The organism is Mesorhizobium sp. M0088 (genome assembly GCF_040322895.1).
Lineage (GTDB): Bacteria > Pseudomonadota > Alphaproteobacteria > Rhizobiales > Rhizobiaceae > Mesorhizobium.
Genome location: NZ_JAMYUI010000009.1, coordinates 63,251 through 75,594, shown reverse-complemented (window position 1 = coordinate 75,594; position 12,344 = coordinate 63,251). Strand labels below are relative to the sequence as shown.

Here is a 12,344-nt window from a genome sequence, read left to right as displayed (position 1 = left end):
CGGACGGCGATGCATCAGGCGGATTTGATGCTTGTGCTCAGTCCGGCGCTCTCGCTGCTTGAACCGACTTCGCCATCACGCACAGCAGCTCGAACATCATCGTCGCGCCGGCGAGCGCCGTCATTCCGCCCAGGTCGAAAGGCGGCGCCACCTCGACGACGTCGGCACCGACAATGGTCAATCCGTCGAGCAGGCGGACCATTTCCTGGGCCTCGCGGGTGGTGAAGCCGCCTAGCTCGGGCGTTCCGGTCCCAGGCGCCATCGACGGGTCGATGCAGTCGATGTCGAAGGTCACATAGATGGGCGTATCGCCGACGATGCCGCGCGCCTCTTGCATGACGCTGGCCGCGCCCCGCCTGACGAACTCCTCCATGTAGATGATGCGAATGCCTTGGGCGATCGCCCAGTCATGTTCGCCGGGTTCGTATATCGAGCCGCGGATGCCGATCTGGACGATGCGCCTGGGATCGAGCAACCCCTCTTCGATGGCGCGGCGGAATGGCGTGCCATGCGTATAGGGATTGTCACCGAAATAACGGTCGTTGGTGTCTGAATGCGCGTCGAAATGGATCATGCCGACGGGCGCCTTGCGGGCCACGGCGCGCAGCACCGGCAACGTCGTCAGATGATCGCCGCCCGCTGCGAGCGGAATGGCGCCCACTGCCACGATCGCCGCGATGCCGTCCTCGATGCGCTTCAGCCCGTCCAGCAGGTTGATCGGATTGACCGAGAGATCGCCGACATCGGCGACGTTGGCGATGCTGAACGGCTCCGTTCCCGAGACGTGATGGGCGCGCCGCATCAGGCTCGACTGGTTGCGGATCTCGCGCGGGCCGTGCCGTGCGCCGGCCCGATTGGTGGTGCCGCCGTCCCACGGAATGCCGACGAGCGCGATGTCGAGCCCTTCCGCGCTTGCCACGGACGGCAGTCTCATGAAGGTCGAAAGTCCGGCGAAGCGAGGAACGGCGGAAGCGTCGATCGGCTGGAAGAAATTGCTGCTCATGGTGTCGGCACCTCAGAAGAATTCACGTTTGACGATTTCCGCAATGCGGGTCTCGCAGTCGTCGAGCAGCCACCGGCCCTTTTCGGCTGATGAGCCCTCGGTCAGCGACAGCACGCCGGATGGCGGCACTTCCTCTGCCGGCTTGGGATAGCGATCATATGGCCTGAACTGCGCCGGCCCGTCATGCAGTGCCTTGCCGAGGTCGACGAGCTCGGGACGCAGCGCCAGCATCATCGAGGTTTCAATGACGCTCGCATGTTCCAGCTCGATGCCGGGATAACCATCGGGGAACACTTTTGCCAGCGTCTCTGTGCGCACCATTTCCCAATGATCGATGCGCAGGATCGTCAGATCCGCCGCACGCTCGCGGCCGATGGCGTCGAGCGCCAGTTCGATGCCTTCGATCGACGGGCCGATGTTCTCGTAGTGGCCGTTGAGGACGACGATGCGCCGGACCTTCTGGCGATAGAGATCGCAGATCACATCCTTGACCAGCAGCGAAAACGTATGCGCCGTGATGTTGATCGTGCCGGGGAAGGCCGGGCCGCCGCCTGTTCTCGGCTGCGAGCGGTTGCCGTAAGCGATGGTCGGCGCGACGAGGCCGCCGACCTGCTTCGCCACTGTCTCGGCGATGGCGGTGGGAAGCACGACATCGACATTCATCGCCATGTGGTGGCCATGCTGTTCGGTCGAGCCGAGCGGCAGGAAGATAGGCGCGCCGGCGGCGATCCTCTTCTCGGCTTCGGGCCATGGCAGTTCAGCGAGGAAAACTCGGTCTTTCATGATCATCCCATTTCAAAGCATCGCCGCGCCACCATTGGCGCCCAGGCATTGTCCGGTGAAGAAGGTGGCGCCGGGGCCGGCAAGGAAGACCACCGCGGAGGCGATCTCATCCGGGCGGCCGATCCGCCCCAGCGGGTGTGTTGTTTCAAGCGCGCGCTGGCTCTCGCTCAGCGCCTCGAAACCGAGAAGCGGCGTGTCTGTCGGCCCCGGCGCCACGGCGTTGACCAGGATGCGAGGCGCAAGCTCGCGCGCCCAGGATCGGGTCAGGCCGAGCAATGCGGCCTTGGTCGCGCAATAGACCGAGGCGCTCGCCCGGCCGAGATAGGCAAGCTCGGAGGCGATGTTGATGATGCGGCCGCCATCGGGAAGGTACGGCAGGACTTCCCGCGCCACGATGATGGCGCCGCGCACATTGACGGCAAACATGCGGTCGACATGGTCGAGCGAAATCGCGCCAAGCGGTGCTTCCTGCAGGATGCCGGCATTGTTGATCAGGATGTCATAGCCGCCGATTCGTTCCGCTCCTTGCCTGACCGCGGCAATAATGTCGGCCTCATTGGCAAGGTCGCAGGCAAGGATCGGGATATCGCCTTCAGATGCCTTGAGATCGAAGCCGAGAACCATGGCTCCGGCGTCCCGTAAGGCGAGCGCGGTCGCGCGGCCGATGCCGCTGGCCGCACCGGTGACCAGCGCGCGTTTTCCGTGCAGCGGGGTTACCAAGGCACTTCTCCCCTGTCGACGCCGAGCGACTGCCCGGTGATGTTGGCCGCGAGATCCGACGCCAGGAACAGGTAGGTGCCGGCCATGTCGGCCGGCTCCATCAGGCCGGGCAGGGCTTGCGCGCCGACGATGTCTTCGAGCAGTGCTGCTTCACTGACGCCGCCTTGCTCGGCCATGCGGCCAAGCGAGCGCATCGATGCTTCCGTGCGGACCCATCCCGGACAGACCGCATTGACGCGGATGCCTTTCGGCCCAAGTTCCTTGGCCCAGGTTTTCGTCAGGCCGATGATGGCGTGCTTGGAGGCGACATAGGCGCCGAACCGCGCTTCGGCGACGCGGCCCCAGATCGATGCGGTGTTGATGATCGAAGCGCCGGCCTGCATGCGCGGCAAGGCGCGCGCGGTGACAAGCGCCGTGCCGATGACGTTGATCTCGATGATGCGCCGGAAGGCGGCTTCGGCCTCGTCGCTGCTGTCAGTGATCGGCGTCATCAGCTCGAGGCCGGCATTGTTGATGAGCACGTCGATCCGGGAGATCGGTCCGAGGGCCGCGCCGACCGCCTCGCGGTCGGCGATGTCGGCCTCCGTGCCTGTGGCGCCCAAGTCGTGGGCCCGTTCGTGCACGGCCGCGTCGTTGGCAATGAGGTGCAGGCTGGCGCCGGCCTGGGCGAAGCCCTTGGCGATGCCGAGCCCGATGCCTCGGCTCGCTCCGGTGATCACGACCGTCTTTCCGGAAAAGGAGAGGCTCATACGACCACTCCGGTTTCGTTGCGGATCAGATGCAGGACCTTGTTGCGCAGCTCGAAGAATTTCTGGGTTTCGCGAATCTCCAGCGGCCGGTCCGGGCCAAGCTCTGCCGCCACGTCGATATCGGCGACGATCGAGGCTGGACGGCGCGAGAACAGGATGATCCGGTCGGCGAGAAATACGGCTTCTTCGACGTCGTGGGTGACGAAGATGATGGTCTTTTCCTCGCGGATCTGGATCTGCCGCAGCTCGACCTGAAGCCGCTCGCGCGTCAGCGCGTCGAGCGCGCCGAAGGGCTCGTCCATCAACAGCACGTCCGAACCCGCGGCGAGCGTGCGGGCTATGGCCACGCGCTGGCGCATGCCTCCCGAGATACGGTTTGGATAGGAGTCGGCAAAGTCTGCGAGCCCGAACAGCTTGAGATAGTGGCTGATACGCTCGGCTCTTTCGGTGGCACCGAGGTCCTTCCTGTAGCGCATGCCGAAGGCGATGTTGTTTTTGACCGTCAGCCAGGGAAACGACGAATAGGACTGGAACACCATGCCGCGCCGACGGTCCGGCCTGACGACCTTTTCCCCACCGAGCAGGATCGAGCCCGAACTCGGTTCGTCGAGGCCGCCGACCATGCGCATCAGGGTGGTCTTGCCGCAGCCCGAGGGGCCGAGGAAGACTACCAGCGAATTGCGCTCGAGGCCAAGGCTGGTGTTTCGCACGACATCGACGGGGCCAAAGGACTTGGCCGTGTCGACGAATTGAACATATCCGGTCATGTCATGCTCCTTACAGATACCGGAACAGCCGGCGGTGAAGCAGGCGCAAAAGCTGGTCGGTGACAAGGCCGATCAGGCCGATGACGACGACGCCGGCCATGACCTCCGGTGTCTTGACGAAGCGCCGGGCCGTCCAGATCACATAGCCGATGCCGGAATCGGCGGCGACGATCTCGGCGATGATCAGATAGGTCCAGCACCAGCCGAGCGTGATGCGCAGATTGTCGAGCAGCGTCGGGCCCATCCAGCGCAGGGCGACGTCGACCATGACCTGGCTCGAATTGGCGCCGACGGTGCGCGCGACCTCGACGAACTCCTGCGGCACGCGCCGCATGTCGTCGGCGACGAGCAGCACGAGCTGGAAGAACGTCCCCAGCCAGAGCAGGAAGATCTTGGTCTCCTCGCCGACGCCGAACCAGATGATCGACAGCGGCACGAGTGCGGGGACCGGCAGGTAGCGGATGAAATCGATCATCGGCTCGAGGGCGGCGCCGACGATCCGGTAGCTGCTCATCATGATGCCGATCGGGATCGCCATGACGGCGGCCAGCAGGAAGGCAATCCAGACACGGGTGGTCGAAACCGCGACGTGCCACAGCAGGTTCTGCTCGGTCAGCATCGTCCACAGGGCAATGACGACGCGGCTCGGCGAGGGCAGGAACTGCGGCGCAATGATGCCCGCGCGCGCCGCCAGCTCCCACAGGGCAATAACGAGCACAGCCGCGGCGACACTGACGGCAAACTCCAGCATCGGCGATGCGCGACCGCGGAAGACAAACAGGCTGCTGAACAAATCATTATCCCCGGATGATCGAAAGAACGGCCGTCACCGGCGCGAGCCGGAATGACATCGCTGCCGACAGCCGAGACAAGCTGCCGGCCCGGCCGCGCGGCCGCTATTTCGCCGGGATCTTGTTGATCGCCGAATTGTCGATCTGGTCGGCCGCCACCAGTCTGTTGTCGGCGGCGCCGTTCTCCAGGTTTAGATCCATCACCGTGTCGAATATCCCGTGCAACGTGCCTTTTTCTCCCGGCTTGCCCATGTAGGCCAGGGATTCTGCAAGCGTCGTGTAGGACAGGCTGGAGTTGACGATGTCGGTCACTTCGGCAGGCGTCAGGCCGAAATGCTTGGACGCCATGTCGGCGAATTTTTCCGGCTCGGCCTTGATGAAATCGACCGCCTCATAGATGCAGCCGAGGAATTTTGCGTATTTGTCGGGGTTCGCCTTGAAGTCGTCGTTGCGGGCGATGATCGCGTCGATGATGATGCCGCGATGATCCTTGGACGAGATCAGCATGCGGGCACCGGTGCGGGTCGAGGCCTTCAGCGCCTGCGACATGAACGGTTCGTAGGTCGCGATCGCGGCGATCGATTCATCGACGAAAACCGCACCCGTATCGGCCGTCGCGATGTCCTTGATCTGCAGATCCTTCAGCGACAGGCCCGCCTGCTTCAGCTCCATCTGCAACAGCAGGCGCGAGGGGATGTTGGGCTCGGCCGCGACAACCTTGCCCTTGAGATCGGCAACCGACTTGATCTTGTCATCGGTGATGACGCCGTCGCCACCGACGGATTCGTCGATCGTTCCGATGATGATGCCGGGCGTCGAGGCGTCGCGCGGGCGGCCCTGATATTCGCCGACCGAGCGCATCTGCATCTCGATGTCGCCGCGCGCCATCGCCGCCATGACGTTGGTCAGGTCATCCTCGAACTTGATGCTGACATCAAGGCCCTTGGCGGTGAAGCAGCCAAGGTCGCTGGCGATATGGACAGGCGCAAATCCCAGCCATGTCGGCGCCAGGATGCGGATCTGGTCGGCGCTGAGGGCAAGCTGCGAACTGGCGAGCAGCAGGGCTGCGGACAAGGCGGTGCCGAGTAACGGTTTCATGATTGTTCCCCAATTTTGTTCCGTACAGGCTCGCGATTTCTGACATTGATGTAAATGAGTTTATTTAGAACGATACATCGAATAACATCGATGTATCGTTCTGTGCATCATGGGGGGCGCCATGCGCCGGCTGGACAATATCGACATCCGCCTGCTGCGCGTTTTCGTGGCGCTGGCCGATTCAGGCGGGTTCGCCGCTGCGCAAATCACGCTCAACCTGTCACAGCCGACGCTGAGCACGCATCTGGCGGAGCTGGAGAAACGCATCGGTGCCCAACTCTGCCATCGCGGGCGCAAGCAATTCCGCCTGACCGAGGTTGGGCAGGCAACCTACGATGCGGCGCAGAAGCTGTTCCGCGACCTTGACGATTTCGGACATCGCATCAATGCAGCCAGCGGCAGCCTGTCGGGCCGCTTGCGGGTCGGCACGTCTGATGGGGTCTTCACCAGTGGCGAACTGGGTATCCAGCACGCGCTTAGCCGCTTCATGGGGCCGGATTCCGACGTCTTCATCGACCTTTCGGTGGGTACGCCGTCCGAACTCGAGCAACAAGTCGCCGATGGCGGTCGCGACGTTGTCATCGGGCCGCTGTCGCAGAAAGCGCCTGGGGTTGTCTATCGCGACTATTGCGGCGAACCGCATCTTCTCTATTGCGGCCGCCGGCACCCGCTCTTTGCGATGCTCGATTCAAGGATCGATCAAGGCGCCGTCGACGCCGCGCGGTTCTCGGTGCGCAGCTATCGGCATTTCGACGACCTCTACCTGGTCGGCCATCCCAAGGCGAGTGCATCGGTCGTGCACATGGAAGCGCAGTTGATGCTGATCCTGTCGGGCAACTTCATCGGCTTTCTGCCGTGCCATTTTGCCGATCCCTGGGTCGCCGCCGGAGACATGCGGGCAATCAAGCCGAGGGCCTATTCGTTCAGTTCCATACACCGCGTCGCCTATCGCAAGACCGACGCCCAGCGCTCGCTTGTTCAGGCGTTTCTCGGTGCATTGTTCGATGCAACGCCCGTGGCCGGATAGGGCGACATGCAAGCGCGCCACCGGCGAAGATCACAAAGGGCTTTGCAGGGCCTGCAATGACCGCGTCATGTTTTCCCTGGCCTGCGGTTCGCAGCGCTGGCGAAACTCTTCAGTGTGGAAGATATGCGGGCGGGCGAGGAAGCTCTTCAAGACCGCACTGCGTCCGGCTCGCCACATCGGCTCCTCCACCCAGTGATACTCGCGCCGCACGGCGCGCTCATAGGCGTCGAAGGCGTCCGGCGCGGCTCCCAGGATCGACAGGTCCATATCCAGGAAAAGACTTGCGTCCCGTGTGGCCGCCGCGTCTTCGAACGGCGGCACCTGGTGCGTGGCGGTGGCGACGATCATTGCCGAGATGCGGTTGAGGCGTGAAGGATTTGCGCGGCCCGCCAGCTTTTTCTCGGCAAGGGCCGCACTTTGCGCCTCATTGTCCTTGGCCTTGCTGTCGTAGATGGCATCGTGGAACCAGATCGCCGCTTCGATCGCCTCGGGGTCGCCGAGCAATTCTCGACAGTCGCCAGCGAGCGCCAGCATTGCCTCGATATGGGAAAGGTTGTGATAGTGGCGGCCTGGCGCCCGGTAGAGAGCCGAAAGCTCGCTTTTCAGCGCGTCGTCGATCAAGGGTTCGTTTTCCATGGCTGCTTGAATTCCCGCGAACCAAATCCATTTGACAAAGCACTAAGGAAAATTGAGTTCAATCGTGCTATGATCTGGCTTATATGTGCGGCCAGGCAACAGGCAAGCACTACAGGCAAGCCAGGCAGGACGCAGGACCAGACGGCGATGAACAGCATCAGCATTTCCCGACACAGCGCATTGAAGCCGGTCGATCCGATCTGGCGTTCGATCCGCGACGAGGCCATGGAGGCTGTCAACCGCGATCCGCTGCTCGCTGCATTCCTTTATTCGACCATCCTCAACCAGGACAGCCTGGAGGAGGCGGTCATTCATCGGCTGGCCGAGCGGCTGGCGCACCAGGACATCGGCTCCGATCTCATCCGCCAGACCTTCAAGTCCATGCTGGCCGACGACAAGGAGTGGCCGACGACGGTGCGTGTCGACATCCAGGCCTATTACGATCGCGATCCGGCTTGCGACCGCTTCATCATGCCTGTGCTCTATTTCAAGGGTTTCCACGCCATCCAGACCCATCGGCTGGCGCATTGGCTGTGGAACCAGGGGCGCAAGGATTTCGCGCTCTACCTGCAGAGCCGCTCGTCCTCGGTCTTCCAGACCGACATCAACCCGGCCGCCCGCATCGGCAAGGGCATCTTCATCGACCACGCCACCGGCCTCGTGGTCGGCGAGACCGCGGTCATCGAGGACGACGTGTCGATCCTGCATGGCGTGACGCTGGGCGGCACCGGCAAGGCCGGCGGCGACCGCCACCCCAAGATCCGCTATGGCGTGCTGATCGGCGCCGGCGCCAAGATCCTCGGCAACATCGAAATCGGCCATTGCTCGAAGATAGCGGCCGGCTCGGTGGTGCTGTCGCCTGTGCCGCACAACAAGACGGTTGCCGGCGTGCCGGCCCGCGTCGTCGGTGAGACCGGCTGCGATCAGCCGTCGCGCCAGATGGACCAGCTTCTGCCGTCGCAGACGATGGATCAGGTCGTCAGTTTCGACATCTGATTTTCACGGCGCCGTCGTCTGCTGTCGGATTCCGGCCGCGGGCAGGAGCGGGCGGTTGTCTCGCCTTATCAGGCCGCTTGCCTTTACATCGCCATTGTCGACGTGCCAGAAGCGCGTTCGAACGAGCAAGCCCGATGATCGGAGAAGACTGTTGAAGCCGGACGAAATCAGAAAGCTGGACGCCTATTTCAAGCGCGTCTTCCAGAACCCCAAGCTCGAGGTCAAGGCACGGCCGCGCAAGGACGATTCGGCCGAGGTCTATGTCGGCGACGAATTCCTCGGCATCGTCTTCAAGGACGAGGACGACGGCGATTACAATTTCTCGATGGCGATCCTCGACATCGATCTGGCCTGAGCCAGCGATTTTGCGCTCGGCCGGCTCCGCCTCGAATGCGGCCGGCCGGCCGGACCTTCCGAGGCTTTCTTAATGTCCTGTTTTCAGGACGCGCCCGGCTTCAGTGGCGATTGCCGCGTCGAGCGCCTGCCAATCGCCCAGAAACTCCCTTGGGAAGCGATAGGTGAGGCTGAGCTCGTCGCCGACCTGGATGTCGCGCTCGCAAGGCGCCAGCGATTGGTCGGCACTTGGTCCGCTCAGGCAACGGGCCACGAACGGCTCCTTGCCGGGGCGATTGCCGACAACCAGCACCTCGTTCAGATAGCCTGATTTCTCGTTGAAACCGTAAATCATGGTGCCGCCAGGCCCGACAATGCCGGGTTGGGTGATCAACGCGCTGTAGATCGGCGCGAAGCGGCCAGTCATGTCACGCGACATCATCTGCTGTTCGAAGGACAGGAAGACGATGCTTTTGGCTGTCCCCGTATGGTTGAAATCATCCCGCGCGGCCTCGCTGTAGCCGTCCATCTGGGGATAGCGCAAATAGAGGTCGAGCCGCGAGGCGATGCCGTCGCGCCGGGCCTGGGCGAACCGGATGGCGTTGGCCGGGACCGTGATGACATTGTTGCCGATCACCACCTGGTGCATCGTTGCGTCGTCGGTGTATCCGGCCATGGCGATCGAATGGCCAAACCATTTGCCGGCAAGGCTGATCGCTGCTGAAAGCAGGGCCAGCGCCGCGAATCCGTAGAGCACCCGCTTCATCAGCCTGGAATCGACCACGGTGAGTTCGTTGGCGAGCGCTGCCTGCTTCATCTCAGTCCTCGGATCTCGGGCCGCCCGTCCGCCTCCAGTGTCCCTGGGCGGCACACATCGCACGGCACGGCTCTTGCAGCCTGCGTGGAACGACTGTGCAATTTCATGGTAAATGGAAAGTTAAGATGGGACCGCTGGAACTCACACTCTTTGCTTTTGCCGTCGGGTTGACGGCCTGCGGGCTGGCCGGATCGGCTATGGAACTGGTGTCGGGCCGCAAGGTCGCCTTCACCGAACCCTATGTGTCGCCGTCACATGTCTTGCGCTCGCTGCTCGCCACGGCCTGTGCCGGACCCTTCATGCTGGTCAATGATGCCATCGATGCCCGGCGTCAGCGCCGCATTTCAACGTTGGCGCTGATGTCCTGCGGCTGCACGGCAATTGCGTGGACTTTGGCGCTGGGCGTCGTCGTGCTTGCCATTGCCTCATGGACGGTCCGTCTCCTAGGGTCCGAGCTGCCAGGCTGAGACGATTCGGAGACCAGAAATGCCGCTTTATGCGATCGATGGAACAGAGCCCAGCTTCGCCGATGCGGATTCGAACTGGATCGCGCCCGATGCGACGCTGATCGGCGACGTCAGGGTCGGACGCAATGTCGGCTTCTGGTTCGGCGCCGTCATCCGCGGCGACAATGAGCCCATCGTCATCGGCGCCGACACCAATGTGCAGGAACATACTGTCATGCACACCGATCCCGGCTTCCCGCTGACGATCGGGGAAGGCTGCACGATCGGCCACCGCGCCTTGCTGCATGGCTGCACGATCGGTGACAACAGCCTGATCGGCATGGGCGCCATCGTGCTGAACGGCGCGAAAATCGGCAGAAATTCTCTGGTTGGCGCCGGTGCGCTGGTCACCGAAGGCAAGGAATTCCCGGACAATTCGCTGATCGTCGGCTCGCCTGCCAAGGCGATCAGGGTGCTGGACGACGCGGCCGTGGCAAGGTTGCGCGGCTCGGCGGCGCACTACGTTGCCAACGGCAAGCGCTTCCAGGCGGGGTTGAAGAAGGTCTGAGGTCAGCCTGGCATTTGCTGGCGGTGGTTCGTAGCGCCCCAACTCACTGTCTGTCGGAGCTGCGCCCGGCCATCGCATCGCGCAGCAAGGAGGCACCGGCTTCAAAGCCGGCAATCTCGGCTTCCTCGATCACGTTCCTGTAGTCATCGATGCGGGTTTCGAGCACCGGGTCGGCGCCCGCCGCCAAAAGCAGGCCGATCGCATCGACACTGCGGATGGCCACCGAATAGTGCAGCGGAGTCCAGTCGTTGACGCCCCGCATGTTGGGGTCGGCGCCAGCTTCGATCAGCACCCGCACGATGTCCAGTCTGTCGGCCCGGTCGGTGGACAGCGCCGCAATGAAGGACGGAAACCCGCCATGATCCCTGTAATTCGGATCCGAGCCCGCATCGAGCAAGGTCGAGATGAAGCCGACGGGGCTCCAATAGATCGCATATTCCAGCGGATGCCCGAGGCCGAGCTCGAACGGCATGCGCTCGTCGAACCAGCGGGAAGAGCCGCCCAACGCCATGCCGAGGCCCTCGAAGTCGCCGGCCTTGAAGGCATCGTCGATAACGTTGAACAGGCGATGGCGCTCGCATCGATCTTCCGGGATTTCCAACATGGCCGTGATCCAGAAGGCGAAACTGACGGCCTATAGTGCCTCGATCTTCCGGGCGTGGGAAGGCGGGACGATTCGACTGAATGAAGATTGCGATCTTCCAGCCTACCGCAAGCTGATTGGTTTTCGAACGGCCTCCGCAAGAAATGGCGGAGCCGGCCCGGGGACGGGGCCGGCTCCTTTCACCCGGTCGTTGGGGACGGGGAGGGTGGGGACTCGACCGGGTTTCTCCTGAAGCGCCTCGCATTCACGCGGCGCGCTTGATCTCTGTTTTAGCGGACGCTGGCGACCGCGTCGGAGCGGCCGTCATTGATCGTCACCCAAACGCCGGAATTCTGGTCCGACTGGCGCTTGAGATAGGTGTAGTCGGTGTCCGTCCAGGACAGGACCTTGGTTTCCAGATTGTCGAGGATGAATTCTCCGAGGCTCGTGCGCACGGTCAGCACTGCGTGGCCGTCGCCATTCGGCTGGCGCGCCACCGTCATCAGCAGATTGCCGGCCGGCACGCCCGCATCCATCAACTCGCGGCGCTTTTCCAGCGCGTAATCCTCGCAATCGCCATAGCCATTGACCGGATAGGCCCAATATTCCTCGACACCGTAGTTTTCCATGTCGGTGCGCGGCTTGATGCGAGTGTTGACCGAATTGTTGATGTTGACGATCGTCGCCCACAGTTTGCGGGTCAGTTCGACCGGCGCACCCTTCGGGGTCCGTTCGCTGCATTCGCCAGGACTGCGCTGGCAGAACTCATAATGGCCAACAGGCTGGGTGGTGCGTCCGCCGGTGTGCATATAGGCCGGTCCCGCGGCATATGCTGATCCCCAAGCGGAAAGCTGCATCGCCATTGCCACCAGCAACAGCTTGCCCCTCGTTTTCTTCATTGTTGTAGTCTCCCCGTTCGAAGGAGACATTGCCACATGCGGATTTATTTGACGCAAAAGCTCGAAGTAGATATTAAGTAAAACTCCAGTAGAATAAACGTAAAATTTGAATCATTTGAGTATTAATT

The 12,344-nt window shown here is 62.7% G+C and carries 16 protein-coding genes; 5 read left to right on the top strand and 11 right to left on the bottom strand.

Annotated elements, in window-relative coordinates; translation table 11 throughout:
- Positions 1–37 precede the first annotated feature (37 nt).
- From speB to NKJ67_RS12810, 7 genes are all read right to left on the bottom strand, one after another.
- On the bottom strand, positions 38–1,003 hold the full coding sequence (gene speB, locus NKJ67_RS12840; protein ID WP_352581536.1) for an agmatinase: 966 nt from the start codon (positions 1,001–1,003) through the stop codon (positions 38–40).
- Positions 1,004–1,015: 12 nt separating this feature from the next.
- On the bottom strand, positions 1,016–1,786 hold the full coding sequence (locus NKJ67_RS12835) for a creatininase (protein ID WP_127291462.1): 771 nt from the start codon (positions 1,784–1,786) through the stop codon (positions 1,016–1,018).
- 12 nt (positions 1,787–1,798) lie between these two features.
- Positions 1,799–2,506, bottom strand: a complete 708-nt coding sequence (locus NKJ67_RS12830; RefSeq protein ID WP_352581535.1) for an SDR family NAD(P)-dependent oxidoreductase — start codon at positions 2,504–2,506, stop codon at positions 1,799–1,801.
- Positions 2,500–3,255 (bottom strand): SDR family NAD(P)-dependent oxidoreductase, encoded by a 756-nt coding sequence (locus tag NKJ67_RS12825; RefSeq protein ID WP_352581534.1) that lies wholly within the window; start codon positions 3,253–3,255, stop codon positions 2,500–2,502. The genes NKJ67_RS12830 and NKJ67_RS12825 overlap by 7 nt, the downstream gene beginning before the upstream one ends.
- A complete protein-coding gene (locus tag NKJ67_RS12820) occupies positions 3,252–4,022 on the bottom strand; it encodes an ABC transporter ATP-binding protein (RefSeq protein ID WP_128308272.1) in 771 nt (256 codons plus the stop codon). The genes NKJ67_RS12825 and NKJ67_RS12820 overlap by 4 nt, the downstream gene beginning before the upstream one ends.
- A 10-nt stretch (positions 4,023–4,032) precedes the next feature.
- Entirely contained in the window at positions 4,033–4,815 is a 783-nt protein-coding gene (locus NKJ67_RS12815; RefSeq protein ID WP_352581533.1) for an ABC transporter permease, read from the bottom strand.
- Positions 4,816–4,918: 103 nt separating this feature from the next.
- The gene (locus NKJ67_RS12810) at positions 4,919–5,911 is read right to left on the bottom strand and encodes an ABC transporter substrate-binding protein (protein ID WP_256746166.1); all 993 of its coding nucleotides are present in this window, start codon (positions 5,909–5,911) and stop codon (positions 4,919–4,921) included.
- A 121-nt stretch (positions 5,912–6,032) separates the two neighbouring features.
- Here NKJ67_RS12810 and NKJ67_RS12805 point away from each other — a divergent pair, with 121 nt between their 5' ends.
- The gene (locus NKJ67_RS12805) at positions 6,033–6,938 is read left to right on the top strand and encodes a LysR family transcriptional regulator (RefSeq protein ID WP_256746167.1); all 906 of its coding nucleotides are present in this window, start codon (positions 6,033–6,035) and stop codon (positions 6,936–6,938) included.
- Positions 6,939–6,968: 30 nt separating this feature from the next.
- Here the strand turns inward: NKJ67_RS12805 and NKJ67_RS12800 are convergent, their stop codons facing one another.
- Entirely contained in the window at positions 6,969–7,574 is a 606-nt protein-coding gene (locus NKJ67_RS12800) for an HD domain-containing protein (RefSeq protein WP_128308274.1), read from the bottom strand.
- Between the two features lie 147 nt (positions 7,575–7,721).
- On the opposite strand from NKJ67_RS12800, the gene cysE reads away from it, so the two are divergent.
- Both cysE and NKJ67_RS12790 read left to right on the top strand, forming a co-directional pair.
- Complete coding sequence (cysE, locus tag NKJ67_RS12795; RefSeq protein WP_013531333.1) at positions 7,722–8,570, top strand: serine O-acetyltransferase; 849 nt, start codon at positions 7,722–7,724, stop codon at positions 8,568–8,570.
- Positions 8,571–8,721: 151 nt separating this feature from the next.
- Complete coding sequence (locus NKJ67_RS12790; protein ID WP_013531334.1) at positions 8,722–8,925, top strand: DUF3126 family protein; 204 nt, start codon at positions 8,722–8,724, stop codon at positions 8,923–8,925.
- A 69-nt stretch (positions 8,926–8,994) separates the two neighbouring features.
- Here NKJ67_RS12790 and NKJ67_RS12785 read toward each other — a convergent pair whose 3' ends face one another.
- On the bottom strand, positions 8,995–9,720 hold the full coding sequence (locus NKJ67_RS12785) for a hypothetical protein (protein ID WP_352581531.1): 726 nt from the start codon (positions 9,718–9,720) through the stop codon (positions 8,995–8,997).
- A 125-nt stretch (positions 9,721–9,845) separates the two neighbouring features.
- On the opposite strand from NKJ67_RS12785, the gene NKJ67_RS12780 reads away from it, so the two are divergent.
- Positions 9,846–10,187: a DUF6949 family protein gene (locus tag NKJ67_RS12780; RefSeq protein WP_127291442.1), complete on the top strand. Its 342-nt coding sequence runs from the start codon at positions 9,846–9,848 to the stop codon at positions 10,185–10,187.
- Between the two features lie 19 nt (positions 10,188–10,206).
- Positions 10,207–10,734: a gamma carbonic anhydrase family protein gene (locus tag NKJ67_RS12775; protein ID WP_352581530.1), complete on the top strand. Its 528-nt coding sequence runs from the start codon at positions 10,207–10,209 to the stop codon at positions 10,732–10,734.
- A 43-nt stretch (positions 10,735–10,777) separates the two neighbouring features.
- On the opposite strand, the gene NKJ67_RS12770 is transcribed toward NKJ67_RS12775, so the two are convergent.
- Positions 10,778–11,338 (bottom strand): ankyrin repeat domain-containing protein, encoded by a 561-nt coding sequence (locus NKJ67_RS12770; RefSeq protein ID WP_352581529.1) that lies wholly within the window; start codon positions 11,336–11,338, stop codon positions 10,778–10,780.
- Positions 11,339–11,607: 269 nt separating this feature from the next.
- A complete protein-coding gene (locus tag NKJ67_RS12765) occupies positions 11,608–12,216 on the bottom strand; it encodes a transglutaminase-like cysteine peptidase (RefSeq protein WP_352581528.1) in 609 nt (202 codons plus the stop codon).
- Positions 12,217–12,344 lie beyond the last annotated feature (128 nt).

What these genes read in the sequence shown, in the direction of transcription:
- speB (WP_352581536.1), bottom strand. Translation starts at nt 1,003, where the DNA reads ATGAGCAGCAATTTCTTCCAGCCGATCGACGCTTCCGCCGTTCCTCGC.
- NKJ67_RS12785 (WP_352581531.1), bottom strand. Translation starts at nt 9,720, where the DNA reads ATGAAGCAGGCAGCGCTCGCCAACGAACTCACCGTGGTCGATTCCAGG.
- NKJ67_RS12820 (WP_128308272.1), bottom strand. Translation starts at nt 4,022, where the DNA reads ATGACCGGATATGTTCAATTCGTCGACACGGCCAAGTCCTTTGGCCCC.
- NKJ67_RS12775 (WP_352581530.1), top strand. Translation starts at nt 10,207, where the DNA reads ATGCCGCTTTATGCGATCGATGGAACAGAGCCCAGCTTCGCCGATGCG.
- NKJ67_RS12800 (WP_128308274.1), bottom strand. Translation starts at nt 7,574, where the DNA reads ATGGAAAACGAACCCTTGATCGACGACGCGCTGAAAAGCGAGCTTTCG.
- NKJ67_RS12835 (WP_127291462.1), bottom strand. Translation starts at nt 1,786, where the DNA reads ATGAAAGACCGAGTTTTCCTCGCTGAACTGCCATGGCCCGAAGCCGAG.
- NKJ67_RS12770 (WP_352581529.1), bottom strand. Translation starts at nt 11,338, where the DNA reads ATGTTGGAAATCCCGGAAGATCGATGCGAGCGCCATCGCCTGTTCAAC.
- NKJ67_RS12805 (WP_256746167.1), top strand. Translation starts at nt 6,033, where the DNA reads ATGCGCCGGCTGGACAATATCGACATCCGCCTGCTGCGCGTTTTCGTG.
- NKJ67_RS12780 (WP_127291442.1), top strand. Translation starts at nt 9,846, where the DNA reads ATGGGACCGCTGGAACTCACACTCTTTGCTTTTGCCGTCGGGTTGACG.
- NKJ67_RS12765 (WP_352581528.1), bottom strand. Translation starts at nt 12,216, where the DNA reads ATGAAGAAAACGAGGGGCAAGCTGTTGCTGGTGGCAATGGCGATGCAG.
- NKJ67_RS12825 (WP_352581534.1), bottom strand. Translation starts at nt 3,255, where the DNA reads ATGAGCCTCTCCTTTTCCGGAAAGACGGTCGTGATCACCGGAGCGAGC.
- NKJ67_RS12810 (WP_256746166.1), bottom strand. Translation starts at nt 5,911, where the DNA reads ATGAAACCGTTACTCGGCACCGCCTTGTCCGCAGCCCTGCTGCTCGCC.
- cysE (WP_013531333.1), top strand. Translation starts at nt 7,722, where the DNA reads ATGAACAGCATCAGCATTTCCCGACACAGCGCATTGAAGCCGGTCGAT.